24 protein-coding genes are annotated in these 25,551 nt (G+C 58.3%); 10 read left to right on the top strand and 14 right to left on the bottom strand.

Annotation, left to right across the window (positions count from 1 at the left end):
* The 7 genes from paaG to paaA are packed head-to-tail and all read right to left on the bottom strand — an operon-like array spanning nucleotide 1 to nucleotide 5,123.
* Nucleotides 1-786, bottom strand: coding sequence for a 2-(1,2-epoxy-1,2-dihydrophenyl)acetyl-CoA isomerase PaaG (paaG, locus tag WFO70_RS04535; RefSeq protein WP_337014846.1), 786 nt, complete (start codon nucleotides 784-786; stop codon nucleotides 1-3).
* A 2-nt stretch (nucleotides 787-788) separates the two neighbouring features.
* Complete coding sequence (gene paaF / locus WFO70_RS04530; RefSeq protein ID WP_337014845.1) at nucleotides 789-1,556, bottom strand: 2,3-dehydroadipyl-CoA hydratase PaaF; 768 nt, start codon at nucleotides 1,554-1,556, stop codon at nucleotides 789-791.
* Complete coding sequence (gene paaE / locus WFO70_RS04525) at nucleotides 1,553-2,623, bottom strand: 1,2-phenylacetyl-CoA epoxidase subunit PaaE (protein ID WP_337014844.1); 1,071 nt, start codon at nucleotides 2,621-2,623, stop codon at nucleotides 1,553-1,555. Before paaE ends, paaF begins: the two co-directional genes overlap by 4 nt.
* Nucleotides 2,624-2,630: 7 nt before the next feature.
* Nucleotides 2,631-3,125 carry a 1,2-phenylacetyl-CoA epoxidase subunit PaaD gene (gene paaD, locus WFO70_RS04520; RefSeq protein ID WP_337014843.1) on the bottom strand — a complete coding sequence of 165 codons (495 nt, stop codon included), beginning with the start codon at nucleotides 3,123-3,125 and terminating at the stop codon, nucleotides 2,631-2,633.
* Between the two features lie 14 nt (nucleotides 3,126-3,139).
* A complete protein-coding gene (gene paaC / locus WFO70_RS04515) occupies nucleotides 3,140-3,886 on the bottom strand; it encodes a 1,2-phenylacetyl-CoA epoxidase subunit PaaC (protein ID WP_337014842.1) in 747 nt (248 codons plus the stop codon).
* An 8-nt stretch (nucleotides 3,887-3,894) separates the two neighbouring features.
* Nucleotides 3,895-4,182, bottom strand: a complete 288-nt coding sequence (gene paaB, locus WFO70_RS04510) for a 1,2-phenylacetyl-CoA epoxidase subunit PaaB (RefSeq protein WP_032611057.1) — start codon at nucleotides 4,180-4,182, stop codon at nucleotides 3,895-3,897.
* A gap of 11 nt (nucleotides 4,183-4,193) precedes the next feature.
* Entirely contained in the window at nucleotides 4,194-5,123 is a 930-nt protein-coding gene (gene paaA, locus WFO70_RS04505; RefSeq protein ID WP_231600397.1) for a 1,2-phenylacetyl-CoA epoxidase subunit PaaA, read from the bottom strand.
* A 282-nt stretch (nucleotides 5,124-5,405) separates the two neighbouring features.
* Here paaA and paaZ point away from each other — a divergent pair, with 282 nt between their 5' ends.
* The 3 genes from paaZ to WFO70_RS04490 all read left to right on the top strand — a co-directional run bounded on the left by paaZ (nucleotide 5,406) and on the right by WFO70_RS04490 (nucleotide 10,812).
* Nucleotides 5,406-7,451: a phenylacetic acid degradation bifunctional protein PaaZ gene (paaZ, locus tag WFO70_RS04500; RefSeq protein ID WP_337014841.1), complete on the top strand. Its 2,046-nt coding sequence runs from the start codon at nucleotides 5,406-5,408 to the stop codon at nucleotides 7,449-7,451.
* 176 nt (nucleotides 7,452-7,627) lie between these two features.
* Nucleotides 7,628-9,895 (top strand): primary-amine oxidase, encoded by a 2,268-nt coding sequence (gene tynA / locus WFO70_RS04495; protein WP_337014840.1) that lies wholly within the window; start codon nucleotides 7,628-7,630, stop codon nucleotides 9,893-9,895.
* 194 nt (nucleotides 9,896-10,089) lie between these two features.
* On the top strand, nucleotides 10,090-10,812 hold the full coding sequence (locus WFO70_RS04490) for a DUF6216 family protein (RefSeq protein WP_337014839.1): 723 nt from the start codon (nucleotides 10,090-10,092) through the stop codon (nucleotides 10,810-10,812).
* A gap of 114 nt (nucleotides 10,813-10,926) precedes the next feature.
* On the opposite strand, the gene WFO70_RS04485 is transcribed toward WFO70_RS04490, so the two are convergent.
* Nucleotides 10,927-12,426 carry an aldehyde dehydrogenase family protein gene (locus tag WFO70_RS04485; protein ID WP_337014838.1) on the bottom strand — a complete coding sequence of 500 codons (1,500 nt, stop codon included), beginning with the start codon at nucleotides 12,424-12,426 and terminating at the stop codon, nucleotides 10,927-10,929.
* A gap of 235 nt (nucleotides 12,427-12,661) precedes the next feature.
* Between WFO70_RS04485 and feaR the strand changes: the two genes are divergently transcribed.
* The gene (feaR, locus tag WFO70_RS04480; RefSeq protein ID WP_337014837.1) at nucleotides 12,662-13,567 is read left to right on the top strand and encodes a transcriptional regulator FeaR; all 906 of its coding nucleotides are present in this window, start codon (nucleotides 12,662-12,664) and stop codon (nucleotides 13,565-13,567) included.
* Here feaR and WFO70_RS04475 read toward each other — a convergent pair whose 3' ends face one another.
* The 4 genes from WFO70_RS04475 to WFO70_RS04460 form a co-directional block, all read right to left on the bottom strand.
* A complete protein-coding gene (locus tag WFO70_RS04475; RefSeq protein ID WP_337014836.1) occupies nucleotides 13,568-13,888 on the bottom strand; it encodes a YdbL family protein in 321 nt (106 codons plus the stop codon).
* Nucleotides 13,889-13,895: 7 nt separating this feature from the next.
* A complete protein-coding gene (locus tag WFO70_RS04470; protein WP_337014835.1) occupies nucleotides 13,896-14,087 on the bottom strand; it encodes a YnbE family lipoprotein in 192 nt (63 codons plus the stop codon).
* The gene (locus WFO70_RS04465) at nucleotides 14,084-16,723 is read right to left on the bottom strand and encodes a YdbH family protein (protein ID WP_337014834.1); all 2,640 of its coding nucleotides are present in this window, start codon (nucleotides 16,721-16,723) and stop codon (nucleotides 14,084-14,086) included. The genes WFO70_RS04470 and WFO70_RS04465 overlap by 4 nt, the downstream gene beginning before the upstream one ends.
* A 200-nt stretch (nucleotides 16,724-16,923) precedes the next feature.
* Nucleotides 16,924-17,088: a hypothetical protein gene (locus WFO70_RS04460; protein WP_166182623.1), complete on the bottom strand. Its 165-nt coding sequence runs from the start codon at nucleotides 17,086-17,088 to the stop codon at nucleotides 16,924-16,926.
* Between the two features lie 406 nt (nucleotides 17,089-17,494).
* On the opposite strand from WFO70_RS04460, the gene WFO70_RS04455 reads away from it, so the two are divergent.
* Both WFO70_RS04455 and hslJ read left to right on the top strand, forming a co-directional pair.
* The gene (locus tag WFO70_RS04455) at nucleotides 17,495-18,484 is read left to right on the top strand and encodes a 2-hydroxyacid dehydrogenase (protein ID WP_337014833.1); all 990 of its coding nucleotides are present in this window, start codon (nucleotides 17,495-17,497) and stop codon (nucleotides 18,482-18,484) included.
* Between the two features lie 136 nt (nucleotides 18,485-18,620).
* Nucleotides 18,621-19,034 (top strand): heat shock protein HslJ, encoded by a 414-nt coding sequence (hslJ, locus tag WFO70_RS04450; protein ID WP_337014832.1) that lies wholly within the window; start codon nucleotides 18,621-18,623, stop codon nucleotides 19,032-19,034.
* On the opposite strand, the gene WFO70_RS04445 is transcribed toward hslJ, so the two are convergent.
* Nucleotides 19,035-19,301, bottom strand: a complete 267-nt coding sequence (locus WFO70_RS04445; RefSeq protein WP_337014831.1) for a putative hemolysin — start codon at nucleotides 19,299-19,301, stop codon at nucleotides 19,035-19,037.
* A 267-nt stretch (nucleotides 19,302-19,568) separates the two neighbouring features.
* On the opposite strand from WFO70_RS04445, the gene nifJ reads away from it, so the two are divergent.
* The 4 genes from nifJ (at nucleotide 19,569) to WFO70_RS04425 (ending at nucleotide 25,090) form a co-directional block, all read left to right on the top strand.
* Nucleotides 19,569-23,093, top strand: coding sequence for a pyruvate:ferredoxin (flavodoxin) oxidoreductase (gene nifJ, locus WFO70_RS04440; RefSeq protein WP_337014830.1), 3,525 nt, complete (start codon nucleotides 19,569-19,571; stop codon nucleotides 23,091-23,093).
* A gap of 398 nt (nucleotides 23,094-23,491) precedes the next feature.
* A complete protein-coding gene (ompC, locus tag WFO70_RS04435; protein WP_337014829.1) occupies nucleotides 23,492-24,610 on the top strand; it encodes a porin OmpC in 1,119 nt (372 codons plus the stop codon).
* Nucleotides 24,611-24,722: 112 nt separating this feature from the next.
* Nucleotides 24,723-24,935 (top strand): KTSC domain-containing protein, encoded by a 213-nt coding sequence (locus WFO70_RS04430; protein ID WP_337014828.1) that lies wholly within the window; start codon nucleotides 24,723-24,725, stop codon nucleotides 24,933-24,935.
* Nucleotides 24,936-24,964: 29 nt separating this feature from the next.
* Entirely contained in the window at nucleotides 24,965-25,090 is a 126-nt protein-coding gene (locus WFO70_RS04425) for a hypothetical protein (protein WP_337014827.1), read from the top strand.
* On the opposite strand, the gene WFO70_RS04420 is transcribed toward WFO70_RS04425, so the two are convergent.
* On the bottom strand, nucleotides 25,087-25,509 hold the full coding sequence (locus WFO70_RS04420) for a GFA family protein (RefSeq protein WP_337014826.1): 423 nt from the start codon (nucleotides 25,507-25,509) through the stop codon (nucleotides 25,087-25,089). The two genes, WFO70_RS04425 and WFO70_RS04420, sit on opposite strands and share 4 nt — an antisense overlap.
* Nucleotides 25,510-25,551 lie beyond the last annotated feature (42 nt).

Genomic DNA, 25,551 nt, shown 5'->3' with positions numbered 1-25,551 from the left:
TTATTTCCCCGTAAACTGCGGCGCGCGTTTGTTGAGGAAGGCGCTGACGCCTTCGCGGTAGTCGGCGCTGCGTCCGGCCAGGCGCTGATAGTCGCGCTCCAGATCCAGCTGCGCATCGAGGGTATTGGTTTCGGCGGCGTTGATCGCCTGCTTGATTAAGCCCAGGCCAAAGGTCGGCTGCGCGGCCAGATGCACGGCCAGCTGGCGGGCGGTGTCGGTCAGTTCGGCATCATCCACCACCTGCCAGATCATCCCCCAGGCGTGGGCCTGCTCGGCGCCGATCTTCTCCCCCAGCAGGGCCAGGCCCATTGCCCGGGCGCGGCCGGTCAGGCGCGGCAGCAGCCAGGTCCCGCCGGAATCCGGCACCAGACCCAGCTTGCTGAAGGCCATCACGAAGTTCGCCGAGCGGGCGGCAATAACGATGTCGCACCCCAGCGCCAGGGTGGCCCCGGCTCCGGCGGCCACGCCGTTGACGGCGCAGATCACCGGCTTCGGCAGTTTTGCCAGGCGCTTAACCAGCGGGTTGTAGAATTTTTCCACCGACATCCCCAGATCCGGCGCGGGGCTGTTCGGGTCGACGTTGCGGTCGTTGAGATCCTGCCCGGCGCAAAACCCGCGACCGGCCCCGGTGACCAGCAGGCACCGCACGCTGTCGTCGCGCTCGGCCTGTTTCAGGCACTCGGCGAGCTGCAGATGCATCTCCTCGTTAAAGCTGTTGAGACGCTCCGGGCGATTCAGGGTGATCGTCATTACGCCCTGCTCAAGGTGACTCAGAATGAAATCCATGGTTAGCGTCCTTTGAATTCGGGGGTACGTTTTTGCAGGAAGGCATCGATCCCTTCCCGGCGATCCTCGGTGGCCGCCAGCAGGGTAAAGAGCTGACGCTCCTGGGCCAGCCCGGCCTGCAAAGTCACTTCCTGAGACTGGCGTAACGCCTGCTTCGCCGCCTGCAATGCCAGCGGCGAGTGGCGCGCCATCAGCGCCGCCTGCTGGAGGGCATATTCCAGCGTCAGGGCTTCGGGGTAAACGTCGCTCACCAGGCCTGCGGCCACCGCCTGACGGGCGGTGATGCTCTCCCCGGTCAGCACCATTTTGCTGGCAAGGGATTTGCCGACGCTGCGGATCAGGCGTTGGGTGCCGCCCGCGCCCGGCATAATGCCTAACGTGATTTCCGGCAGGCCGAAACGGGCGTTCTCCCCGGCAATCACCACATCACACAGCAGCGCCAGTTCGCAGCCCGCGCCCAGCGCGTAGCCGTTGACGGCGGCAATCAGCGGTTTGCTGAACGCGTTGATCCGCGCCCACAGTTGGGGGCGAATGTCGTTGAGGGTGGCTGCGAGATCTTTTTCGGCCATCTCGTTGAGATCGGCCCCGGCAGCAAAGAAACGTTCGTTGCCGCCGATCACGCACACCGAGATCTCGCTATCGGTTGCCGCGGCTTCCAGCGTGGTGGCCAGCTCGCCGAGCAGCGCATTGTTCAGGGCGTTACGGGCCGCCGGGCGGTTGAGGGTCAGCAGCAGCACCCGACCCTGACGGGTGACAATCAGATCGCTCATGCCATCCCCTTCGCGTCAAAGTCCACCACCACGTCGCTGGTCAGCGGCAGCGCCTGACAGCTCAGGACGTAGCCCGCCGCCAGCTCATCCGGCTCGAGGCTGTAGTTGGTGACCATGTCCACTTTTCCGCGCACCACTTTGCATTTGCAGGTGGCGCAGACTCCGCCTTTACAGGCGTAGGGCAGATCCGCCCCCTGCCGCAGGGCGGCGTCGAGAATGCTTTCGTCGTCGGCGGTAAGGGTGATCTCACGGTCGCGTCCGTCCTGGCGCACCGTCACTTTTTGCCCGTCTACCTGCACGCTGTGGGCGCGTTTAACGCTGGTGCCCGGCGTGTTAAAGCGCTCCAGATGCAGGGATTTTTCCGGCATCCCCAGCGCTTTCAGGGTGTTTTCGGCTTCGTCCATCATCGCCGCCGGACCGCAGATAAAGGCTTCGTCAAACTGGCTGAAGTCGATCAGGTGTTTTGCCAGCGCCTGCAGTTTTTCGCCGTCGATGCGCCCGTGCAGCAGCTCGCTGTCCAGCGTCTCCTGGCTGAAGATGTTGACCACCTGTAAACGCGTCGGATAGCTGTCTTTCAGATCGGCCAGCGCCTGGCGGAACATCATGCTCTGGCTGCTGCGGTTGCCGTAAATCAGGGTGAACTGGCTGTTGGGTTCGGTTTTCAGGGTGCTGGAGATGATGGCCAGCATCGGGGTGATGCCAGAACCGGCGGCAATCGCCAGGTAGCAGCCTTCACGCTCAGCCAGCGGCTGATAGCCAAAGTGGCCCTGGGGCACCATCACCTCCAGCGCCATCCCCTGTTTGATCTCATCCCGGGCATAGCGTGAGAAGCGCCCGCCGTCGATGGCTTTCACCGCCACGCTGATCTCACCGGGCTGTACGCTGCGGCAGATGGAGTAACAGCGGCGCAGCTCTTCGCCCGCGAGATGGGCCTTCAGGGTCAGGTGCTGGCCCGGGCGGAAGCGATACGCCTCCTGCAAAGGCTGGGGAACCGCGAAGGTGATGGTCACCGCATCGCGGGTTTCGGGTTCTACTTTTGCCACCGTTAAGGAATGAAACGTTGTCATGGCGACCTCAGATACATTTGAAATAGTCGAAGGGTTCCCGGCAGCTGTCGCAGCGATATAGCGCTTTGCAGGCCGTAGAACCAAATTCACTGATCATCGTGGTGCGGGTGCTGGCGCAGCGTGGACAGGTCACCTCGGCGGGCAGATGCGCATGGCAGCTGTGTCCGGCCGGAGGGCTGATGCCGTACTGGCGCAGGCGCTCCCGGGCATCCGGGGTCATCCAGTCGGTGGTCCACGCCGGGTCGAGCTGGATGGTGATCTGCACCGGGGCATAGCCGTGGGCGGTCAGCGTGTCGCGGATCGCCCCCATCAGATGGTCGGTAGCCGGACAGCCGGAATAGGTCGGCGTAAAGCCGATGGCCCAGCCTTCACCCTGCGGAGTTACGCTGCGCACCATGCCCAGATCGGTAATGGTCAGCACCGGGATCTCCGGGTCCGGGATCTGGCTCAACAGGGACCAGATCTGCGGGACGGCGGCGGGTGCGAGTTCGACGTGTTGCATGGTGCTCTCCTGGGTTACCACTGCTGTCCGGGATAAACGCGCTGCAGATACTGCATCTCTGCCAGCATCGGACCCAGATGTTCGGTATGCAGCCCTTTACGGCCCCCGCTGCGGTAGGCCGCTTCCTCTGGCACGCCCAGCGTCGCCGCGTTCAGCCCGGCAAAGACTTCCGCTTCCCACTCCTCGCGCAGGCTGCGCGGATCGACGGCGATACCTTCCGCCGCCAGGGTCAGGTCGATCTCGTCGGCCTCGAACAGTTCGGCGGTGAAGCGCCACAGGTCGTTAACCGCCTGCTGCATCTTCTGCGTGGAGACGGTGGTGCCGTTACCGAGGCGCTCCAGCCAGCCGCGGCTGAAGCGCAGGTGATAGCGGGCCTCTTTAAGGGATTTGGCGGCGATGGCGGCAAGCTGCGGATCGCGGCTGTTCGTCAGACGGGTAAACAGCGCCACGTGCCAGGCGTCGATAAAGTACTGCCGGGCGATGGTGTCGGCGAAGTTGCCGTTCGGCTGCTCCACCAGCAGCAGGTTGCTGAACTGGCGTTCGTCGCGCTGGAAAGCCAGGGTATCTTCGTCGCCCACCCCTTCCAGCTCGGCGGCGTAGGTTAAGAAGTTGCGCGCCTGGCCCAGCAGGTCGAGGCCGATATTGGCCAGCGCGAGGTCGATCTCCAGCTCCGGAGCGTGGCCGCACCAGGCCCCCAGACGCTGGGAGAGAACCAGGCCGTTATCACCGAGGCGCAGAACATATTGCGTTAACGTTTTCATCCCTGACCTCACATGTGCTCGATGCCATCAGGGATGGTGTAGAAAGTGGGGTGACGGTAGACCTTGCTCTCCGCCGGATCGAAAAACTCACCGCGCTCTTCCGGCTGTGAGGCGACGATTTCGCTCGCCTTCACCACCCAGATGGAGCAGCCTTCGCTGCGACGGGTGTAAGCGTCGCGGGCGTTTTCCAGCGCCATGCGATCGTCAGCGGCATGCAGGCTGCCCACGTGGCGGTGGGACAGTCCCTGTTTGCTGCGGACAAAAACTTCGTATAACGGCCAGTATGTTTTGCTCATCGTGATTCCTCTTACGCAACCTTGCGGGCGTGTTGTTTTTCTGCGTGCGCCAGGGCGGCTTCGCGCACCCACGTCCCCTCTTCCCAGGCTTTATTCTTGGCGGCCAGGCGCTCGTGATTGCAGACCCCGCGGCCATTGATGACGTCGTCAAACTCCTGCCAGTCGATCTCGCCAAAACGGTAGTGACCGCTTTCGGCATCGAAGTGCAGATCCGCATCCGGGACGGTCATCCCCAGCATCTCCACCTGCGGGACGGTGTTGTCGACAAAGCGCTGACGCAGCTCGTCGTTGCCAAAACGTTTGATCTTCCAGGCCAGGCTGCGGGCGCTGTTCGGGGAGTTGTCGTCGTTCGGGCCAAACATCATCAGTGCCGGCCACCAGAAACGGTTGATGGCGTCCTGCAACATCTGACGCTGGGCCTCGCTCCCCTGGGCCAGCGCCATGCAGGCTTCAAAGCCCTGGCGCTGGTGGAAGCTCTCTTCTTTACAGATTTTCACCATCGCCCGGGCATAGGGGCCGTAGGAGGTGCGGCACAGCGCCACCTGGTTAACGATGGCCGCGCCATCCACCAGCCAGCCAATCACGCCGATATCGGCCCAGCTCAGGGTCGGGTAGTTAAAGATGGAGGAGTACTTCATCTTGCCGTCGAGCATCTTCTGATAGATGTCTTCCCGGGCGCAGCCCAGCGTCTCGGCCGCGCTGTAGAGATAGAGACCGTGTCCGGCTTCATCCTGCACTTTCGCCAGCAGAATGGCCTTGCGGCGCAGCGTCGGGGCGCGGGTGATCCAGTTGCCTTCCGGCAGCATGCCGACAATTTCGGAGTGGGCATGCTGACCAATCTGGCGGATCAGCGTCTTGCGGTACGCGTCAGGCATCCAGTCCTGCGGCTCGATGGCCGTCTCTTGCGCGATTCGCTGTTCAAAGCGTTGTTCTTCGGTCACGTCATCACCCTTATGATTCGTTTAACTCGTAAATTTCATTCAATGATGAATCACTTCGTTTCTTAAAAGTTACACAAAGGTTAAATATAACCCCAAGGAGTGTTTGTTTATTTTGTGATGCGGCTCGCAAGACATTTCTCAAGCCCCGATGTGGCGCGGCATGTCGCACAGAAGAAGATATGGCGAGATCACAATGTTAATAAATCATTAACAAGAAACTTGCTTTTTATGATTCACAAACGAACTATCTATAGTGAAATCACGAACCATCTGGAGAGAAAGATGCAGCAGTTAGCCAGCTTCTTGTCCGGCACCTGGCAGTCTGGCCGGGGCCGTGAGCGCACAATTCAGCACGCCATCAGCGGCGAAACCCTCTGGCAGGTCACCAGCGAAGGGCTGGATATGGCCGCCGCGCGTCGTTACGCCATTGAGAAAGGCGGTGAAGCCCTTCACGCCATGACCTTCATCGAGCGCGCCGCGATGCTGAAAGCGGTGGCAAAACATCTGTTGAGCCAGAAAGAGGTGTTCTATGCCCTCTCCGCGCAGACCGGCGCGACCCGCGCCGACAGCTGGGTGGATATCGAGGGTGGGATTGGCACCCTCTTCACCTTCGCCAGTCTCGGCAGCCGCGAACTGCCGGACGACACCCTGTGGCCGGAAGATGAGCTGATCCCCCTGTCGAAAGAGGGCGGTTTTGCCGCGCGTCACGTTCTGACCTCGAAGTCCGGCGTGGCGGTCCATATCAACGCCTTTAACTTCCCCTGCTGGGGGATGCTGGAAAAACTGGCCCCAACCTGGCTTGCCGGAATGCCGGCAATCATCAAACCGGCCACCGCCACCGCCCAGGTGACCCAGGCGATGGTGAAAGCGATTGTCGACAGCGGCCTGGTGCCGGACGGTGCCATCAGCCTGATTTGCGGCGGTGCGGGAGATCTGCTCGACCAGCTCGACAGCCAGGACGTGGTGACTTTTACCGGTTCCGCCGTCACCGGCCAGATGCTGCGCGTCCATCCGAACATCGTCGCCCGCTCGATTCCGTTCACCATGGAAGCCGACTCCCTGAACTGCTGCGTGCTGGGGGATGACGTCACCCCGGAGCAGCCGGAGTTTGCCCTGTTCATCCGCGAGGTGGTGCGGGAGATGACCGCCAAAGCCGGACAGAAATGCACCGCCATCCGTCGCATCATTGTGCCGCAGGCGCAGGTAGAGGCCGTGAGCCAGGCGCTGATCGCCCGGCTGGAAAAAGTGCCCTATGGCGACCCGGCTCAGGAAGGGATCAAGATGGGGTCGCTGGTCAATGCCGATCAGCGTGCCGACGTGCAGGAGAAGGTGGATGCCTTAGTCTCGGCGGGCTGTCAGGTCCGTCTGGGCGGCAAAGCCGATCTGAACGCCGCCGGGGCCTTCTTCCCGCCGACGCTGCTCTTCTGCCCGCAGCCGGACGAAACCCCGGCCGTACACGCCACCGAAGCCTTTGGCCCGGTCGCCACCCTGATGCCGTATCAGACCCGCGAACACGCGATGGCCCTGGCCCGCGCCGGGGAAGGTAGCCTCGCCGGAACCCTGGTCACCGCCGATCTGCGCCTGGCGCGACAGTTTATCGCCGGGGCCGCGCGGGCCCACGGGCGTATCCAGATCCTTAACGAAGAGTCGGCCAAAGAGTCCACCGGCCACGGCTCCCCGCTGCCGCAGCTGGTGCACGGCGGGCCGGGTCGCGCCGGGGGCGGTGAAGAGCTGGGCGGCCTGCGGGCGGTGAAACACTATCTGCAACGCACCGCAATTCAGGGCAGCCCGAGCATGCTGGCCGCCATCAGCCAGCAGTGGGTGCGCGGTGCGCAGGTGCAGGAGGATCGCGTCCATCCGTTCCGTAAATATTTCGAGGAGCTGCAGCCGGGCGACAGCCTGCTGACCCCGCGCCGCACCCTGACCGAGACCGACATCGTTAACTTTGCCTGCCTGAGTGGAGATCATTTCTACGCCCACATGGACAAGATTGGTGCAGCGGAGTCGATTTTTGGCGAGCGCGTGGTGCACGGTTACTTCCTGATCTCCGCTGCCGCCGGGCTGTTCGTTGACGCGGGCGTCGGGCCGGTGATCGCCAACTACGGCATGGAGAACCTGCGCTTTATCGAGCCGGTGAAACCGGGCGATACCATTCAGGTGCGTCTGACCTGTAAGCGCAAGACTCTGAAGAAGCAGCGCACGGCGGAAGAGAAGCCGACCGGCGTGGTGGAATGGTCGGTGGAGATCTTCAACCAGCATCAGCAACCGGTAGCCCTCTACTCGATCCTGACCCTCGTCTCCCGTCAGCACGGAGATTTTGACGCCTGATCCCCCTCCCTCCGGGTAACGTCGCGCACGTTACCCGGCTTCTGGCACATCTGACAAAACATCTGGCAAATGCAGGCAAACGGTACGCACAGCGTTATTGCTATGTTGGCAATGAATAAACCGCGCGCAGAACAGCGGTCCCGAGTGGATAACAACACATACAACAGAGGTTAATCATGGGAAGCTCCTCAATATTTTCTCCACGTAAAACGGTGCTGGCGTTGGCCGTTGCTTGTCTCTTTTCCGGTCAGGTGCAGGCTCACGGTGGTGAAGCGCATATGGTCGAGATGGATAAAACCCTGACCGAGTTTGGTGCGGATGTGGCTTGGGACGACTACGCCCAGATCTACACCATCACCAAAGACGGGGCCTTCATCAAAGTGAAGCCGGGTGCCAAAACCGCCATCGTCAACGGCAAATCCCTGACCCTGCAGGTGCCGGTGGTGATGAAAGACAACAAGGCCTGGATCTCCGATACCTTTGTTAACGATGTGTTCCAGTTCGGCCTCGACCAGACCTTCCAGGTAGAGAAGACCCCACACCCGCTGAACGCCCTGTCCGCAGATGAAATTAAACAGGCCGTCGAGATTGTGAAAGCCTCGCCGGACTTCAAACCGAACACCCGCTTTACCCAGATCGCGCTGGCCGAGCCGGATAAAGCCAAAGTGTGGGACTTTGTGCTCAACGGCACGGCGGTGGATGCGCCGCGTCAGGCCAGTATCACCATGCTGGACGGCAAATTCGTGATCGAAGCGCTGGTGGATCTGAAGGATAAGAAAATCATGCACTGGGAGCCGATCAAGGACGCCCACGGCATGGTGCTGCTGGATGATTTTATGGCGGTGCAGAAGATCGTCATCGGCAGCCAGGAGTATATTGACGCGCTGAAAAAGCGCGGCATCAACGACCCGAGCAAGGTGATGACCACCCCGCTGACCGTCGGCTACTTTGACGGCAAAGATGGCCTGAAACAGGAAGATCGCCTGCTGAAAGTGGTGAGCTATCTGGATACCGGCGACGGTAACTACTGGGCGCATCCGATTGAAAACCTGGTCGCAGTGGTGGATCTGGTCGGGAAGAAAATCATCAAAATCGAAGAAGGGGCCATCGTTCCGGTGCCAATGGAGCCCCGTCCGTATGACGGCCGCGACCGCGAGCCGGTCGCCCATAAGCCGCTGGAGATCGTTGAGCCTGAGGGCAAGAACTACACCATCACCGGCAATATGATCCACTGGCAGAACTGGGACTTCCACCTGAGCCTCGACTCCCGCGTCGGGCCGATCATCTCCACCGTCACCTTTAACGACAACGGCAAAAAACGCCAGGTGATGTACGAGGGATCGCTCGGCGGAATGATCGTCCCTTACGGCGACCCGGACGTGGGCTGGTACTTCAAGGCCTATCTGGACTCGGGCGATTACGGTATGGGCACCCTGACCTCCCCGCTGGTGCGCGGCAAAGATGTGCCGTCCAACGCCGTGCTGCTGAATCAGACCATCCCGGATTACACCGGTGCGCCGATGGAGATCCCGCGGGCGATAGCGATTTTCGAACGCTACGCCGGGCCGGAGTATAAGCACCAGGAGATGAATCAGCCGAACGTCAGCACCGAACGTCGCGAGCTGGTGGTGCGCTGGATCAGTACCGTCGGGAACTACGATTATATCTTTGACTGGATCTTCCACGAAAACGGTACCATCGGCATCGATGCCGGGGCGACCGGTATCGAAGCGGTGAAAGGGGTGACGGCGAAAACCATGCACGATCCGAGTGCGAAAGAGGATACGAAGTACGGGACCCTGATCGACCACAACATCGTCGGCACCACCCACCAGCACATCTATAACTTCCGTCTGGATATGGACGTGGATGGCACCAGTAACAGTCTGGTGGCGATGGATCCGGAGGTCAAACCGAACACCGCCGGGGGCCCGCGCACCAGTAGCCTGCAGATCAACCAGTACAATATTGATACCGAGCAGCAGGCGGCGCAGAAATTTGACCCGGGTACTATTCGTCTGCTGAGCAACACCAGCAAAGAGAACCGCATGGGCAACCCGGTCTCCTATCAGATCATCCCGTACGCGGGCGGTACGCACCCGGTGGCGACCGGCGCGAAATTCGCCCCGGACGAGTGGATCTACCACCGCCTGAGCTTTATGGACAAGCAGCTGTGGGTGACCCGCTACCATCCGAACGAGATGTACCCGGAAGGGAAATTCCCGAACCGCTCTACCCAGGACACTGGTCTGGGCCAGTTCAGCAAGGATAACGAGTCGCTGGATAATCAGGATAACGTGGTGTGGATGACCACCGGCACCACCCACGTGGCGCGTGCGGAAGAGTGGCCCATCATGCCTACCGAATGGGTGCATACCCTGCTCAAGCCCTGGAACTTCTTCGACGAAACCCCGTCGTTAGGTAAGAAGAAAGAGGCGCAGTAAGCGTTAAAAAGCCGGGCAGATTGCCCGGCTTTTTTTTGGCCTGTGCGGTTTGTATTGTCGGGTGGCGGCGCTGCGCTTAAATTTGGATAGGGTTCTCATTATTAATTATGGGTATGCAATAAAAACTTTGAAATACTTACGACCACTGGTACAAAATAAAGGAAGGTTATATTAAGAAAATATATAAGGTCTATATGATGAATAATCTTCCCGTCACCGAACTCATTATCAAAGAAATGGTTGACTCGCCAATTGCCACCATTGCAGCCGCCATTACTATCCTGGCACAAATTATCCTTCTGATAAGGGCCTCTGTTGGTAAGAAAGTCAACGCCCCTGATGACATTTTCATAAAAAATGGTATCAGCACACGGATTATGTCTTTCTTTGCCATCAAGATCCCTTTGAACAAAACTCCTGATATAACAAAAGTCGATATTATATTTTTATTATTCATAGGAATAACATCTTTAACAGCCACGCTATTTTGCGGGAATATGTTCCTGAAAGTTGCTAATACCCCTGAACACTCAACGTCGCTCTACTTTAAAGCAACAGGTGAAAATTTTTATTTATCGCTTCAGGCCGCCTCAGAAGCTGTTGCCATTAACAAAGAAAAAGCATGGACCGTCACACCTGAAAAATGCACCGCCCCTCAGGATCTGCCCTTAACGCCGTCTGTAGGTTTAGTAAAATTTCTGTGCGAAGCATTTAACAATGAAGAGTATAAAAGTGAGATTATTAAATCTATTGAGAAGTTCAAGAAAGACAAGCCTGTCATTTATGTCCTGTTAGGTGTGCTGGAATTTTCTTTTTTATGGATTTTAATGAGCTTAATTATAACCATTATCTACAAAGCAAGGATTCGCAAATATATTATTAATGAACACCAAATCGCATTAAGTTATGTTGCGTAGATTAGGGTACCAGTACGGTCAGGATAAGCGTCAGTCGGGAGATTACGTCGGGTGGCGCTGCGCTTACCCGACCTACAAAACCCCAGGCCCGTGCAAGCGCAGCGCCGCCGGGCATTAATACCGTACGCATACCGATTTGGTTTCGCACCAGCCGTCCAGCCAGTCCGGGCCGAAATCACGGCCGGTGCCGGACTGCTTCATGCCGCCGAACGGCAGGTTGGCGTCGATCAGGGTGTGGCTGTTGATCCACACCGTGCCGGCCTGCAGGCGATCGGTATACTCCAGCGCTTTGCTGATGTTTTGCGTCCAGACGCTGGCAGTCAAACCGTATTCGGTATCGTTCGCCAGGCGCAGAGCCTCTTCGCCGTCGGCGACGCGCACCAGGTTCACCACCGGGCCAAACACCTCTTCGCGGGTCAGACGCAGGCTGGCGTCCGGGTTGACCACCAGGGTCGGCGACACGTAGTAACCCTCACCGTTCGGACCGCGATTACCGGCGATCAGCTCGGCCTGACGCGACTGCGCCTCGTCGAGGAAGGTCTGCACCTTATCGCAGTGGGCGCGGGAGACCAGCGGGTTGATGTGTGCCTCCGGGGACATACCCGGCCCGACGCTCAGGGATTTCACCGCCTGCTCAAAACCGCTCACGACGGTATCAAACAGCGGCGCTTCGATGTAAATCCGCGAGCTTGCCGCACAGACCTGGCCCTGGTTAAGGAAGCTGCCGGTCATCAGCCCTTCGATGACCCATGACGGATCCGCATCTTTCAGGACGATGGCCGGATTTTTACCGCCCAGCTCGAGGGTGACGCCCATCAGGCGGTCGGCGGCGGAGCGCGCAATCTGTTTCCCGGTGGCGGTGGAGCCGGTGAAGCTCACTTTGGCAATATGCGGATGGTTGGTCAGCGCGGCCCCACACACCGCCCCGCTGCCGGTCACCACGTTGAAGACGCCGTCCGGGATCCCGGCGACGCTAGCCAGCTCCGCCACCCGCAGCAACGTCAGCGGCGTGGTTTCCGACGGTTTAATCACGATAGAACAACCCGCGGCCAGGGCGGGCATCACTTTCCACATGCCGATCAGCAGCGGGAAGTTCCACGGCACGATCCCGGCCACCACGCCAATCGGCTCTTTGCGGGTCCACGCCTGATAGCGGGCCCCCTGCGGCATCGGAATGGAGAGATCCAGCGTCTTACCGGCGATTTTTGTCGTTAGCCCGGCGGTGTAGCGCATCCAGTTCAGGGTGCAGCCCACTTCAAAGGCGCGGGAGATGTTAATGGATTTACCCTGCTCCAGGGTTTCGAGCTGGGCCAGTTCCTCGGTGTGCTGCTCCACCAGATCGGCAAAGCGCAGAAGAATGCGTTCACGCTCCGCAGGCAGCTTGCCTGACCAGCTACGGGCAACAAAGGCGCGCCAGCCGGACATCACCGCGCGGTCCACATCCTGCGCGCTGGCATCGGCCGTCGAGGCAATCACCTGACCGGTGGCCGGGTTAAAGATCTCCAGACGCTTTTCGCTGTCGGAGGCGGACTGGCGTCCCTCAATCCAGAGGCCATGTTGGCGATCCAGAAATTGCTGCACGCTGTGCAGTACGGCGACCTGTGTATCAGACATAGCGATTCCTTATTATTCGCAGGGTGTCAACGCAGTCTAAGATGGCTTTGCCGAATGCGCTTTTATCTCTGTGACATTCGCTTTGCCCGCTGTGACAGGCGCCGCAAAACGCGACAATAACGCCGTTTCGCTCTGGTGTCCGGCGGAGTTTTTTGCAGGATTTCGCCCCAGGTCACGGGCAATTAGCAACATAAATGCAACAATGTTTAAACATTGGTGACGTAGCGGGTAAGACATGTGTGCAAACGAACAGGACAAATATCAGCACTGGCTGGCGCAGATTAACCAGGTTTGCGGCAGTTTTGCCGCCCGCCCCATGAGCGGCGAGTTTTATGGCGAGCTGGAATCCACCTGGACCGGCAATCTGAAACTGAGCACCGTCACCGCCGGCGGCGTGAACCTGTTTCGTACCCGTCAGGAGATCAAAACCAGCAACGACGCCTGGTTCTACACAGTGTTCCAGCTTGAAGGAGAAGCAGGACTGGAGCAGGACGACAGGCAGATTGTACTCAACGCCGGGGATATCACCCTGATTGACGCCTCCCGCCCCTGCTCGATCTACTGGCCGGAAAAATCACGTCAGATTTCGCTCCTGCTGCCGCGTCAGATCCTCGAGCAGCACTTTCGTTTTCAGGAAGTGACCTGCGCGCAAAAACTCTCCCACAGTCTGCCCACCGTCCAGCTCAGCTACCGTCTGCTGCAGGACAGCATGAACAACCCGGCATTAAGCGAAACGGAAAGCGAAGCCGCGCTGGAGGCGATGGTCTGCCTGCTACGCCCGGTATTGCAGCAGCGGGAAAGCGTGCAGCCGCGCAAGGCGCGACAGTTTACCAATGTGCTGGCCCTGATCGACGACCATATTCAGGCCGAACACCTGCGCCCGGAGTGGATCGCCTCGGAGTGTGGGATGTCAGTGAGGAGCCTGTACCGGATGTTTGCCGAGAAAGGGCTGGTGGTGGCGCAGTACATTAAAAATCGGCGTCTGGATCTGTGCGCGCAGATGCTGCGCGGTGCCCGGGACGATGAGAAGCTGGCCGGTATTGGCTATAGCTGGGGGTTTACCGATCACAGCCACTTCTCCACGGCGTTCAAGCAGCGTTTTGGCGTCTCACCCGGCGAATACCGTAAACGCCACCGCTGATCACTTCTGCATCCACCTGCCGTTGATCCCCTGGACATACTCCCCGGGGTTGGCGCGCGCGACCAGCTTTGTCCCGGCCATTTTTGCCACTTCATCAACCGGAATGTTATTGCTGTCGGCAAGCTTCTGATAGCTGTCGGTGCGGGCTTTGTTGATCTGCTCCACCAGCGCCAGGGTCTCGCGATCCTGGCTCCGCGGGGCAATATAGCCGCTCAGGGTTTCACCGACCCGCCCGGTACTGCGGGCCTCGTTGAGGGTCAGCGCCAGCGCGGGCGCACAGAGCACCAGCGTTAACATCATCAGTAAAATGCGTTTTCTCATGGCAGCCTCAGAACAGATCGCTGCGTGATTTCAGCAGCGTCTCCACGTCTTTATCCACTTTGATATGGATCTCATGTTCAATTTTGACGTTCATGTTGATGGTGATCGGATCCTTCGACGCCGCCACTTCGATCCTTGGCGTGCAGCCTGTCAGCGTCAGTATGACAATCGCGGTGAAACCACCGGCCAGCTTTTTCATGGTTGTTCCTTACATTCCTTGCCTGTCGGGCAGCGGTTATCCGGTAATGCTGCATGTTGCTCCAGCCAGGTCTGCAGATTGTCGCCAAAACGCAGGCTGCGCCAGAGGGTGAACAGGTTCTCCTGATGGGTGTAGTTGAGGTTAACGGCCTGCGTCTGGCCCTCGACGCGGCTGGCGCCACGCAGGGTTGACGCCAGGGTTAATTCCCCCAGGTTATCTACATTGAGTGTCGTCCACGACTGTGTAATTTCCATATAGCGGAGCCAGTTGATCGCCCCCGCCGCCGAGCGGTTTTCCTGGACCAAGGCATCGGCGGTATCTTTATCGAGGCGCAGGGTCATCGGCCCGGCGTTGGTCAGCCAGCCATCTTTGATGATCCACTTGTCGTTGTCCAGCCAGAACGGCAGCGCCCCGCTGAACGGCCCGGACAGCGCAAATTGTTTCGGATTCACGGCGCTAATCAGCTCGCTGGAGGAGATATTGCTCACCCGCAGCAGGGCCGCGTCGTGCTGTGGCATCCGCAGCTGCTGCATGGACACTTTGCCGCCCAGCAGATCCACGCTGACGTCGGTCAGCAGCAGCGGGTTCGCCTCGCTCCAGGGGTAGTTCCCCTGCAGATCGGCGGTAATGTTGCGGGCCGTGACCTGATTGATCACCTCCCCAATGCGAAGCGTCACCGGGCCATGGGTCCCCAGCGACCAGGTGCCCTGGCTGAAGCGGAACGGCAGGACAAAATCGACGCCATTCACTTTATTATCCGGCATCCAGACGCTGCCGCTTTTCACCACCCCGTGGCCTCCGGCCTCAAAGCCCTGATCGGCCGCCGCGGAGAAGGCCACCTGAGCATACAAGTCCCCGTCGCGCAGGGTCATCTTCCAGTCCGGCGGGACCAGCGGCTGGAAGACCGTCAGGGACTGCTTCGGCCACCAGGCCTGGCCGCGCAGACGCTCCCCGTCCCAGCGCCCGTTCAGCTGCACCGGGCCGATCGCTCTGGCATTGAGGGTGCCTTTGAACTGGAACAGGGTCGGATCGCTGCCCTCGACGCTGAATTTGACCGTCGAGGGCGGTAATACGCTGCCGCCGGTGAAGGTGGTTTCTCCGGCGTCAAAAGAGAGTGCGCCGCTAAAGTGTGGGTGGGCGGGATCGCGCTGCCAGCGGATCGGGCTGTCCAGAACCATCCGCGGCGTGCTGGCATGCATAGTGCCGTACTTCAGCTGGTCAAATCCGGTCGAGAGCGCCTTCAGTTCAATCACGCTATCGCGCCACTCGCCCCTGCCCGCCACGTCCCAGCGGGCCTGCATCGGCGTAAAGTTGCCCTCTCCCCAGTAGCGCCACTGCCACAGGCCGCTATCCGGCAGGAAGTCATTCGCCCGGCCATCCAGGTGCAGGGTGAAATCACCCATCTCCTTTTCATGCGCGCGCAAAATGGCCTGCAGACGACCATCGATACCCTTGCGGGTGAGGGCCACGCCAGCAAGCGGCCAGCGCACCTCGTCAATATTGAGAGAATCAATGATCCGTCCGCGGGAGCGCAGCAGCGCCCCCGGCGCAAACGCCAGCCGGGGCTCGGCGAGGCTGCCGGTCAGCATAGCGGGCAACCCGGCATAGAGGATGAGATCGTTCTGTTTGGCGACGCCAGTAAGCTGTAGCGGCATGGCGCTGTTATCCACGCTCAGCTTGCCCGGGCCGAAGGTCAGTACCGCGTTACCCTTCCCGGCATCGCCCTGGGTAAGGACATTCATGCGCCCGCTGATGACGGCGTTTTCCGTGCCCTGCTGCCAGTTGTCGATCTTTATCCCCACGCGTCCGCTCAGGGGAATACCAGCTTGATCCCAGCGCCAGCGCCCGTCGCTGATGGTCAGCTGTTGGGCGGTGATCTGCCAGGGGAGATCCAGCAGCGGTTCGCGGCTCTCCCGCTCAACCAATACCAGCTGGCCCTGATTGTCCTGCCACGCCAGATCGGCATCCACCAGCGATGGAAGCTGCGGCACCGAGAAGGTCGCCACCGCATGTCCCTGCACCGGCAGGCCGTCCGGCACCAGCGGCAGGGTAAAATCCCCCACCAGCGTTACCGGCTGCGGGTTATCGGGCAGGTTGAGCGTGACGTCGCTGACGGTCAGGGAACGCCCACGAAGTGTGCCGCGCAGGCTAAACTGATCCCCATGATAGCTAATGTCCTGTCGCGCCGGGGTCAGCGAGGCGGTTAACTTCCCCTGCCACTGTTGCCAGGGCGAGAGCGTAAGGCGATCGATGGTCAGCCAGGTATTGGGCAGCAGCGACTGCCATTCCGCCAGAGTACGCGGTGCCGCGGGCGTGGGCTCGCTGGCAGGGATTTTACTCAGGCAGGCGCTGTTGAGATCCAGCCCGGCGATGTCGATTTTCCAGCGGCTCGGGTGGCTGAGCGTGGCGTCCTCGATGCGGGCGATTTCGCAGTCGTCCACCAGGTAGCGCAGATCGGCGATCACCAGGGCATTACGGGTCAGACGCGGACTTTTTTCGAAGGCGATCCGGGTCCCTGCGGGGAGCCAGATACCGGCAAGGGTGGGTACCCACTGCGCAAGGGTCAGCAGCAGCGTCAGCGGCAATAGAACGATCAGCAGCAGTAGCGCGATGGCGGCTTTGTATTTACCCCTCATGGGCAGTTAATATCCTGATTTAGCGAAAAAATTAGCCGATAGTATCGAATAGTGTGGCATGTTTCGTCTGGCAGGTGAAGCGAAGGCCTGTTTAAGGATAGATGTGATGCTGCTGAATGTAAGCGTTTTTATTGTGCGCTTACCCTTCTTCAGGGCAACAAAAAACCGCCCGAAGGCGGTTTAAAAAAGTCGTTCTAACCCTATCTTCTGATCACGTCGGGGTCATCAGGATCCAGCGGGTCATTCACATCAGGTATGTCATCACCCGGGAGAAGAGGATCTGTGTCACCCGGAAGGGGATCGCTGCCACCAGGAAGCGGTTCATCATCAGGAATGGGATCAATATAATCTGGACGATCAGCCATAAAGCCTCCGTCAAACTGCGTTAAGAGAGGTTATTTCGATTTACCCGGTTTCTGTTTGCTCTGGTCATCTTTTTGGTTTTTTTGCGGCTGCTTAGGTTGGTCTTTTGAGACGTTCTGTACGGTGGATTTCATGTTGAAACTCCGGTTGTAGATGCAGCAAATCGCCACCCTGAAACTATAAGTTACGCTTATAGTTATATCGAGCGGGACGGCAACAGATTAATTTTATGCTGATGTTTTATATCGGTTTATCGCAAGATGAAAAGCACACTCTCTCTGACTCACCTTCGGCAGGCGGGATAGTGTAGAATCATTCTCAGAACTTATTGAATTCAATAATATTTTAATATTTGTATGATTATTTTAATCATGCTAACGTAGTTCCAAAATCACTGGAGAAAGTCTTATGAAACTCGCGGTATATAGCACAAAGCAGTACGACAAAAAGTATCTGCAACATGTTAACGAGGACTATGGCTTCGAACTTGAATTTTTCGACTTTCTGCTTAACGAGAAAACGGCCAAAACCGCGCATGGCTTTGATGCGGTCTGTATTTTCGTTAACGACGACGGCAGTCGTCCCGTGCTGGAAGAACTTAAAAAACAGGGCGTGAAGTACATCGCCCTGCGCTGCGCGGGCTTTAACAATGTCGATCTCGACGCGGCCAAAGAGCTGGGTCTGCAGGTGGTGCGCGTCCCGGCCTACTCCCCGGAAGCCGTAGCGGAACATGCCATCGGCATGATGATGTCGCTGAACCGTCGTATTCACCGTGCTTATCAACGCACCCGTGACGCCAACTTCTCGCTGGAAGGGCTGACCGGTTTCACCATGTACGGCAAAACCGCCGGGGTGATCGGCACCGGTAAAATCGGCGTCGCGACGCTGCGGATCCTGAAGGGCTTTGGTATGCGCCTGCTGGCGTTTGACCCCTATCCGAGCGCCGCCGCGCTGGAGCTGGGTGTGGAGTATGTTGACCTGAAAACCCTGTACGCCGAGTCAGACGTGATCTCCCTGCACTGCCCGCTGACCGCAGACAATTACCATCTGCTGAACCAGAGCGCGTTCGACCAGATGAAAGATGGCGTGATGATCGTCAATACCAGCCGCGGTGGCCTGGTGGATTCCCAGGCGGCTATTGAGGCCCTGAAAACGCAAAAAATCGGGGCGCTGGGGATGGACGTGTACGAGAACGAACGCGATCTGTTCTTTGAAGATAAGTCGAACGACGTAATTCAGGATGACGTGTTCCGTCGCCTGTCCGCCTGCCACAACGTGCTGTTTACCGGGCACCAGGCGTTTTTGACCGCCGAGGCGCTGATCAGCATTTCGGAGACCACGTTGGGTAACCTCAGCCAGATCGAAAAAGGCGAAGCGTGCCCGAACGCGCTGTTCTGATTGACGTCATTTCCCCTCTCCCTGATGGGAGAGGGAATTAAGCCCGCCCTGTTTTCAGATTATCCCGCAAGACAATCCCCGCCAGCGCAATAGACTATGCATAAGCTATTTATGAAGTGAATAATTGAGAAGAACCATGAAAACGCTCGTCGCAGTAACGATCCTCAGCATGGCGCTGGCAGGCTGTGTTAATCCAGGAAAGGCCTCTGTTCAGGAAGAACAGCTCGAGCAGCACCGCTTTGTGCTGCAAAGTATGAACGGCACCGCCATCAACCCGGCGACCACGCCGCCGGAGATCGCCTTTGGTGAAGACCTGGCGGTATCAGGCGTAATGTGTAACCGCTTCAGCGGCCAGGGCAAGCTATCTGACGGCGAGCTTAAGGTGAAAGCGCTCGCCATGACGCGCAAGCTGTGTACCGAGCCACAGCTCAATGACCTCGATCACGCGATCGGCACCATGCTGCGTAACGGGACGCAGGTCGACCTGACGGAAGACGTGTTAACCCTGGCGACGGCTGAGACGACGCTGGTCTTTAAACGCGCAGAGTAATCAGTAAGCTCCGCAGGATCCTACGGCAAGCGACTGTTCACTGCAGCGTTTGCCGTTAGGCAGCGCACACATGCCGATGGCCGAGCCATCCAGCTGACGCGCAACGGACAGCGACCCGCCCACCATGGCGCAATTTGCCTGCCCGGAACTGGACATTGCCGCCCTCATCCCCGGCGCGACGTGCGCGGCGGTGGCCTGCTGAACAGGTTCATTGCTGCAGGCCGACAGTAACAAAGCGGCACACCCAACCCAAAATGCTGCGCGCATAATCTCTCCCCATGTTGAATTGCAAAACCTATGCATAATAGGCATCCCACGCCCTGCCGTCGAGATCCGAAGCGCGGTTTTCTGCGCTGTCAAAACATTTACCGACTATTTTCAGGCAAAAGTTTGATCAAACCATTGATGGCATTAATAAGCAGGACACAAAAGCGAAAATCGTTTCAGCGGGCCTTTGCTAAAATAAAAAGATAATTACAGGACTCGTCGATGTATCACGGGTCCCTCTTTCTTTGCGCAATGTAAGGGTGTCATATGCAAACTATTGACGGGAATGGCGCAGTCGCGTCCGTCGCGTTTCGCACCAGTGAAGTGATCGCCATCTATCCCATTACCCCCAGCTCCACGATGGCTGAACAGGCCGATGCCTGGGCCGGAAACGGGCTGAAAAACGTCTGGGGTGATGTGCCTCGCGTGGTCGAAATGCAGTCTGAAGCCGGGGCGATTGCCACCGTTCACGGCGCACTGCAGACCGGGGCGCTGTCCACCTCCTTTACCTCGTCCCAGGGTCTGCTGCTGATGATCCCGACGCTGTACAAGCTGGCGGGACAGCTGACTCCGTTCGTACTGCACGTTGCGGCGCGCACCATCGCCACCCATGCGCTGTCGATTTTTGGCGATCACTCCGACGTGATGGCCGTGCGCCAGACCGGCTGCGCCCTGCTCTGCTCTGCCAGCGTGCAGGAGGCGCAGGATTTTGCCCTGATCTCCCACATGGCGACCCTGAAAAGCCGGGTGCCGTTTATCCATTTTTTCGACGGTTTCCGCACCTCGCACGAAATTAATAAGATTGTGTCGATTTCCGATGACACCATCCGCAGCCTGCTTCCGCAAGCGGAGATCGACGCCCACCGCGCCCGGGCGCTGAACCCGGAACATCCGGTGATCCGCGGCACCTCCGCCAACCCGGACACCTACTTCCAGTCCCGTGAGGCCACCAACCCCTGGTACAACGCGGTGTATGACCATGTTGAGCAGGCGATGGCTGATTTTGCCGCCGCCACCGGACGCGAGTACAAACCCTTCGAGTATTACGGCCATCCGCAGGCAGAGCGCGTGATTGTGATCATGGGTTCGGCCATTGGCACCTGTGAAGAGGTGGTGGATGAACTCCTGAGCCGGGGCGAGAAAGTGGGCGTGCTGAAAGTGCGCCTCTATCGCCCCTTCTCCGCGAAACACCTGCTGGCGGTATTGCCGGAGAGTGCCCGATCAGTGGCGGTGCTGGATCGTACCAAAGAGCCTGGCGCTCAGGCCGAGCCGCTCTATCTGGATGTGATGACCGCGCTGGCCGAGGCCTTTAACGGCGGCGAGCGCGAAACCCTGCCGCGGGTGATTGGCGGACGTTATGGCCTGTCGTCCAAAGAGTTTGGCCCCGAGTGCGTGCTGGCCATCTTCAACGAGCTGAGCGCTGCGAAGCCGAAGCCGCGCTTCACCGTTGGCATCTATGACGACGTGACCAATCTCTCTCTGTCGCTGCCGGAAAATACCCTGCCCTCCACCGCGAAGCTGGAAGCGCTGTTCTACGGCCTGGGCAGCGACGGCAGCGTGTCGGCCACCAAGAACAACATCAAGATCATCGGTAACTCCACCCCGTGGTATGCCCAGGGCTATTTCGTCTATGACTCGAAGAAAGCCGGGGGTCTGACGGTTTCGCACCTGCGCGTCAGCGAGCAACCGATCCGTTCGGCGTATCTGGTCTCTCAGGCCGATTTCGTCGGCTGCCACCAGCTGCAGTTTATCGACAAGTACCAGATGGCCGAGCGCCTGAAGCCGGGCGGGATTTTCCTGCTCAATACCCCGTACAGCGCCGATGAGGTCTGGGGACGTTTGCCGCAGGAAGTGCAGGCGGTGCTGAACCAGAAAAAAGCGAAGTTCTATGTTGTGAACGCGGCGAAAATCGCCCGCGAATGCGGCCTGGGGGCGCGTATCAATACCGTCATGCAGATGGCGTTTTTCCACCTGACGCAGATCCTGCCGGGCGATAGCGCCCTGATTGAGCTGCAAGGGGCGATCGCCAAAAGCTACAGCAGCAAAGGTCAGGAGCTGGTGGAGCGTAACTGGCAGGCCCTGGCGCTGGCCCGGGAGTCGCTGGCAGAGGTGCCGTTGCAGCCGGTGAACGCGCAGAGCCCGAACCGTCCGCCGGTGGTCTCCGATGCCGCCCCGGACTTTGTCAAAACCGTGACCGCCGCAATGCTTGCCGGTCTGGGGGATGCCCTGCCCGTCTCTGCCCTGCCGCCGGACGGGACCTGGCCGATGGGCACCACCCGCTGGGAAAAACGCAACATCGCCGAAGCCATCCCGATCTGGAAAGAGGAGCTGTGCACCCAGTGTAACCACTGCGTGGCGGCCTGCCCGCACTCGGCGATCCGCGCCAAAGTTGTCTCTCCTGAGGCGATGGAGAACGCCCCGGCCAGCCTGCACTCGCTGGATGTGAAATCCCGCGACATGCGCGGCCAGAAATATGTCCTGCAGGTGGCACCGGAAGACTGCACCGGCTGTAACCTGTGCGTGGAAGTCTGCCCGGCGAAAGATCGCCAGAACCCGGAGATCAAGGCCATCAATATGATGTCGCGCCTTGACCATGTGGAAGAAGAGAAAGTGAATTACGACTTCTTCCTCGACCTGCCGGAGATCGACCGCAACAGCCTTGAGCGTATTGATATCCGTACCTCGCAGTTGATTACCCCGCTGTTCGAATACTCAGGTGCCTGTTCCGGCTGCGGCGAAACGCCGTATATCAAGCTGCTGACCCAGCTCTACGGCGACCGGATGCTGATTGCCAACGCCACCGGCTGTTCGTCGATCTACGGCGGCAACCTGCCGTCCACGCCGTATACCACCGACGCCAACGGCCGCGGCCCGGCCTGGGCGAACTCACTGTTCGAGGATAACGCCGAGTTTGGCCTGGGCTTCCGCTTAACGGTGGATCAGCACCGGGTCCGCGTGATGCGCCTGCTGGAGCAGTTTGCCGATAAGATCCCGGCAGAGCTGAACAGCGCCCTGCACAGCGAGGCAACCCCGGACGTGCGCCGTCAGCAGGTGGCGGAGTTGCGTCAGCATCTGACGGGCGTTGAAGGCGCTGAACAGCTGTTAACCGATGCCGATGCGCTGGTCGAGAAATCGATCTGGCTGATTGGCGGTGACGGCTGGGCGTATGACATCGGCTTTGGCGGCCTCGATCATGTCCTTAGCCTGACCGAGAACGTCAATATTCTGGTGCTGGATACCCAGTGCTACTCCAATACCGGCGGCCAGGCCTCTAAAGCCACCCCGCTGGGGGCCGTAACCAAGTTTGGCGAGCACGGCAAACGCAAGGCGCGCAAGGATTTGGGCGTGAGCATGATGATGTACGGTCATGTTTATGTGGCGCAGATCTCACTGGGGGCGCAGCTGAACCAGACGGTGAAAGCGATTCAGGAGGCGGAAGCCTACCCTGGCCCATCGCTGATCATCGCCTACAGCCCGTGCGAGGAGCATGGCTACGATCTGGCGTTGAGCCACGATCAGATGCGCCAGTTGACGGCGACCGGCTTCTGGCCGCTGTACCGCTTCGACCCGCGTCGTGCCGATGAGGGTAAACTGCCGCTGGCGCTGGATTCCCGTCCGCCGTCAGATGCGCTGGCCGAGACGCTGATGCAGGAGCAACGCTTCCGTCGCCTCAATGCCCAGCAGCCCGAAGTGGCAGAGCAGCTGTGGAAAGATGCCGCGGCCGATCTGCAAAAACGCTACGATTTCCTGGCGCAATTAGCCGGAAAGGCGGAAAAAACCGCCAGCGAATAGCGTCTAGCCCGGCATGTCCGGGCTTTTCTTTGGGCATAAAAAAACCCGCCAGTAATATTCTGGCGGGCAATCCTGTTCAGCAATAAATAACAGTTGCGAATTTCAAACCTGATCATTAAATATACGGATTAAAATACTACAGGCATATAACAAGGCTGAGTCTACTGATTTTATGAGGAAATGAGTAATTTTTGTTTTATATAGATTTAATTAATACATTCACCAAAATTATGACTGTTTCGCTGGCAGTAAATCCTTTAGATTTTACTTAATTGGTAACAATTATGCTTTATCTCCGCAAGGAAGAGTGATTTAGCATGAGACCTCTTTCCAACGTAGAAAGTTCCACGGAAAGTTTAAAAATATTTAATATAAAAACAGCATAAGGAATAGTCACAATGCAAAGAAAAGTACTGGCTTTAATGATCCCTGCTCTGTTAATGGCGGGCGCTGCACATGCCGCAGAAATTTATAATAAAGACGGCAACAAATTAGATCTCTACGGTAAAGTTGACGGTCTGCACTATTTCTCTGACGACAGCAGCGCTGACGGCGACCAGACCTATATGCGTCTCGGCTTTAAAGGCGAAACCCAGATTAGCGATACGCTGACCGGCTACGGCCAGTGGGAATATAATATTCAGGCAAACAACACCGAAGGGTCTTCTAACCAGTCCTGGACCCGTCTGGCGTTTGCCGGTCTGAAATTCGGTGACTACGGTTCATTCGATTATGGTCGTAACTACGGCGTGCTGTACGACGTGGAAGCCTGGACCGATATGCTGCCAGAGTTCGGCGGCGACTCCTACACCAAAGCAGACAACTTCATGACCGGCCGTGCGAACGGCGTGGCGACCTACCGTAACACTGACTTCTTCGGCATGGTTCAGGGCCTGAACTTCGCCCTGCAGTATCAGGGCAACAACGAAGGCACCGGTAACGGCAACGAAGGCACCAACAACAGCAATGGTCGTGGCGTGCGTAATGAGAACGGTGACGGCTTCGGTATCTCCACCTCTTACGACTTCGGCATGGGCTTCAGCGCCGCGGCGGCTTACACCTCTTCTGACCGTACCAACGATCAGGTGAAAAATACAACGGCTCACGGCGACAAAGCGGACGCCTGGACCACCGGCCTGAAGTATGACGCCAACAATATCTATCTGGCGGCCATGTACTCTGAAACCCGTAATATGACCCCTTACGGTAACGGTGATAAAGAAAATACTGTTGCTGACAAAACCCAGAACTTCGAAGTAACGGCTCAGTACCAGTTCGATTCCGGTCTGCGTCCGGTGGTCTCTTACCTGCAGTCTAAAGGGAAAGACCTGAACGGCCAGGGCGTTCAGGATCTGGTTAAATACGCTGAAGTGGGTGCGACCTACTACTTCAACAAAAACATGTCCACCTACGTTGATTATAAAATCAACCTGCTGGATGAAGACGACCAGTTCTACAAAGACAATGGCATCGGCACCGATGACACCATTGCGCTCGGTCTGGTTTACCAGTTCTGATGCAATTAGCCCGCGCTTCGGCGCGGGCTAACGCTTTATTTTGGTTGCGCCAACCGGAGGATCTGATACAAGATAAATCTTATGTTTGCCCGGCTGTAGAGGATTCGCTATCGTGAACCATCATGCTGTTAAATCTTCGCGCATCGCCTCGATTGCCTACGACACCTGCAACGAAACGCTTGAAGTGCGTTTTCGTGACCATAGTGCCTGGCAATATCAGCCCGTCCCTGCACGTATCTTTAATGACTTCCTGAATGTGGTTTCAAAAGGGCGTTTTTATGACGGCGTGGTAAAAGGCAAATTTAAAGAGAGAAAAATTGCCTGATTGCGCATCCCATACAGGAGGAGAATCCAATGATCAATCGTTTCGCACTTTTTGCGTTGGCTCTCCTGACCTGCCTGTGGTTCGCCCTTATTTTTGATGTTGCCAACATCGTCGGCCATCTTGGAGATATCCTGCTGCATCTGGATACCGATTAGTTCTCTGACGTATCCGTAGCACGATAGCTCAACACCCCGGCCACGCCCCCACCACCATCATTGGGATGATGCCTTCCCTCCATCACCAGCACCTCCGGAAAATCAAACGGCGAGACGCCCTCAATACAGGCGACGTTAACGCCATATTGATCCGGACGGGAACGTCGCTGGTGGAAGGTGTAAATTCCGCAGACTGAACAAAAATAGTGCACCGCCGCCTGCGTGTTAAAACGATATTCGGTCAGCAGTGATTTGCCCTGAATAATGTCGATCCCGGCTAACGGCGCAGAGACCGCAATTGCCCCGCGCATCCGGCAAAATGAGCAGTTGCAGCGCCGGATGGTGTTAAATCCATCCGACAGTTCAACGGTAAACCTGACCGCACCGCAGTGACACTGGGCAGAGAGTTTATTCGCCATAACAGGCTCCTTTTCGAAAGGGATAACCCAAACGGGCGGCGC

This window comes from Leclercia sp. AS011, assembly GCF_037152535.1.
Lineage (GTDB): Bacteria > Pseudomonadota > Gammaproteobacteria > Enterobacterales > Enterobacteriaceae > Enterobacter.
This window is presented reverse-complemented; position numbering and strand designations above follow the sequence as displayed.

Coding starts and splice junctions, on each gene's coding strand:
- paaG (WP_337014846.1), bottom strand. CDS start 786: ATGGATTTCATTCTGAGTCACCTTGAGCAGGGCGTAATGACGATCACC.
- paaF (WP_337014845.1), bottom strand. CDS start 1,556: ATGAGCGATCTGATTGTCACCCGTCAGGGTCGGGTGCTGCTGCTGACC.
- paaE (WP_337014844.1), bottom strand. CDS start 2,623: ATGACAACGTTTCATTCCTTAACGGTGGCAAAAGTAGAACCCGAAACC.
- paaD (WP_337014843.1), bottom strand. CDS start 3,125: ATGCAACACGTCGAACTCGCACCCGCCGCCGTCCCGCAGATCTGGTCC.
- paaC (WP_337014842.1), bottom strand. CDS start 3,886: ATGAAAACGTTAACGCAATATGTTCTGCGCCTCGGTGATAACGGCCTG.
- paaB (WP_032611057.1), bottom strand. CDS start 4,182: ATGAGCAAAACATACTGGCCGTTATACGAAGTTTTTGTCCGCAGCAAA.
- paaZ (WP_337014841.1), top strand. CDS start 5,406: ATGCAGCAGTTAGCCAGCTTCTTGTCCGGCACCTGGCAGTCTGGCCGG.
- tynA (WP_337014840.1), top strand. CDS start 7,628: ATGGGAAGCTCCTCAATATTTTCTCCACGTAAAACGGTGCTGGCGTTG.
- WFO70_RS04490 (WP_337014839.1), top strand. CDS start 10,090: ATGATGAATAATCTTCCCGTCACCGAACTCATTATCAAAGAAATGGTT.
- WFO70_RS04485 (WP_337014838.1), bottom strand. CDS start 12,426: ATGTCTGATACACAGGTCGCCGTACTGCACAGCGTGCAGCAATTTCTG.
- feaR (WP_337014837.1), top strand. CDS start 12,662: ATGTGTGCAAACGAACAGGACAAATATCAGCACTGGCTGGCGCAGATT.
- WFO70_RS04475 (WP_337014836.1), bottom strand. CDS start 13,888: ATGAGAAAACGCATTTTACTGATGATGTTAACGCTGGTGCTCTGTGCG.
- WFO70_RS04470 (WP_337014835.1), bottom strand. CDS start 14,087: ATGAAAAAGCTGGCCGGTGGTTTCACCGCGATTGTCATACTGACGCTG.
- WFO70_RS04465 (WP_337014834.1), bottom strand. CDS start 16,723: ATGAGGGGTAAATACAAAGCCGCCATCGCGCTACTGCTGCTGATCGTT.
- WFO70_RS04460 (WP_166182623.1), bottom strand. CDS start 17,088: ATGGCTGATCGTCCAGATTATATTGATCCCATTCCTGATGATGAACCG.
- WFO70_RS04455 (WP_337014833.1), top strand. CDS start 17,495: ATGAAACTCGCGGTATATAGCACAAAGCAGTACGACAAAAAGTATCTG.
- hslJ (WP_337014832.1), top strand. CDS start 18,621: ATGAAAACGCTCGTCGCAGTAACGATCCTCAGCATGGCGCTGGCAGGC.
- WFO70_RS04445 (WP_337014831.1), bottom strand. CDS start 19,301: ATGCGCGCAGCATTTTGGGTTGGGTGTGCCGCTTTGTTACTGTCGGCC.
- nifJ (WP_337014830.1), top strand. CDS start 19,569: ATGCAAACTATTGACGGGAATGGCGCAGTCGCGTCCGTCGCGTTTCGC.
- ompC (WP_337014829.1), top strand. CDS start 23,492: ATGCAAAGAAAAGTACTGGCTTTAATGATCCCTGCTCTGTTAATGGCG.
- WFO70_RS04425 (WP_337014827.1), top strand. CDS start 24,965: ATGATCAATCGTTTCGCACTTTTTGCGTTGGCTCTCCTGACCTGCCTG.
- WFO70_RS04420 (WP_337014826.1), bottom strand. CDS start 25,509: ATGGCGAATAAACTCTCTGCCCAGTGTCACTGCGGTGCGGTCAGGTTT.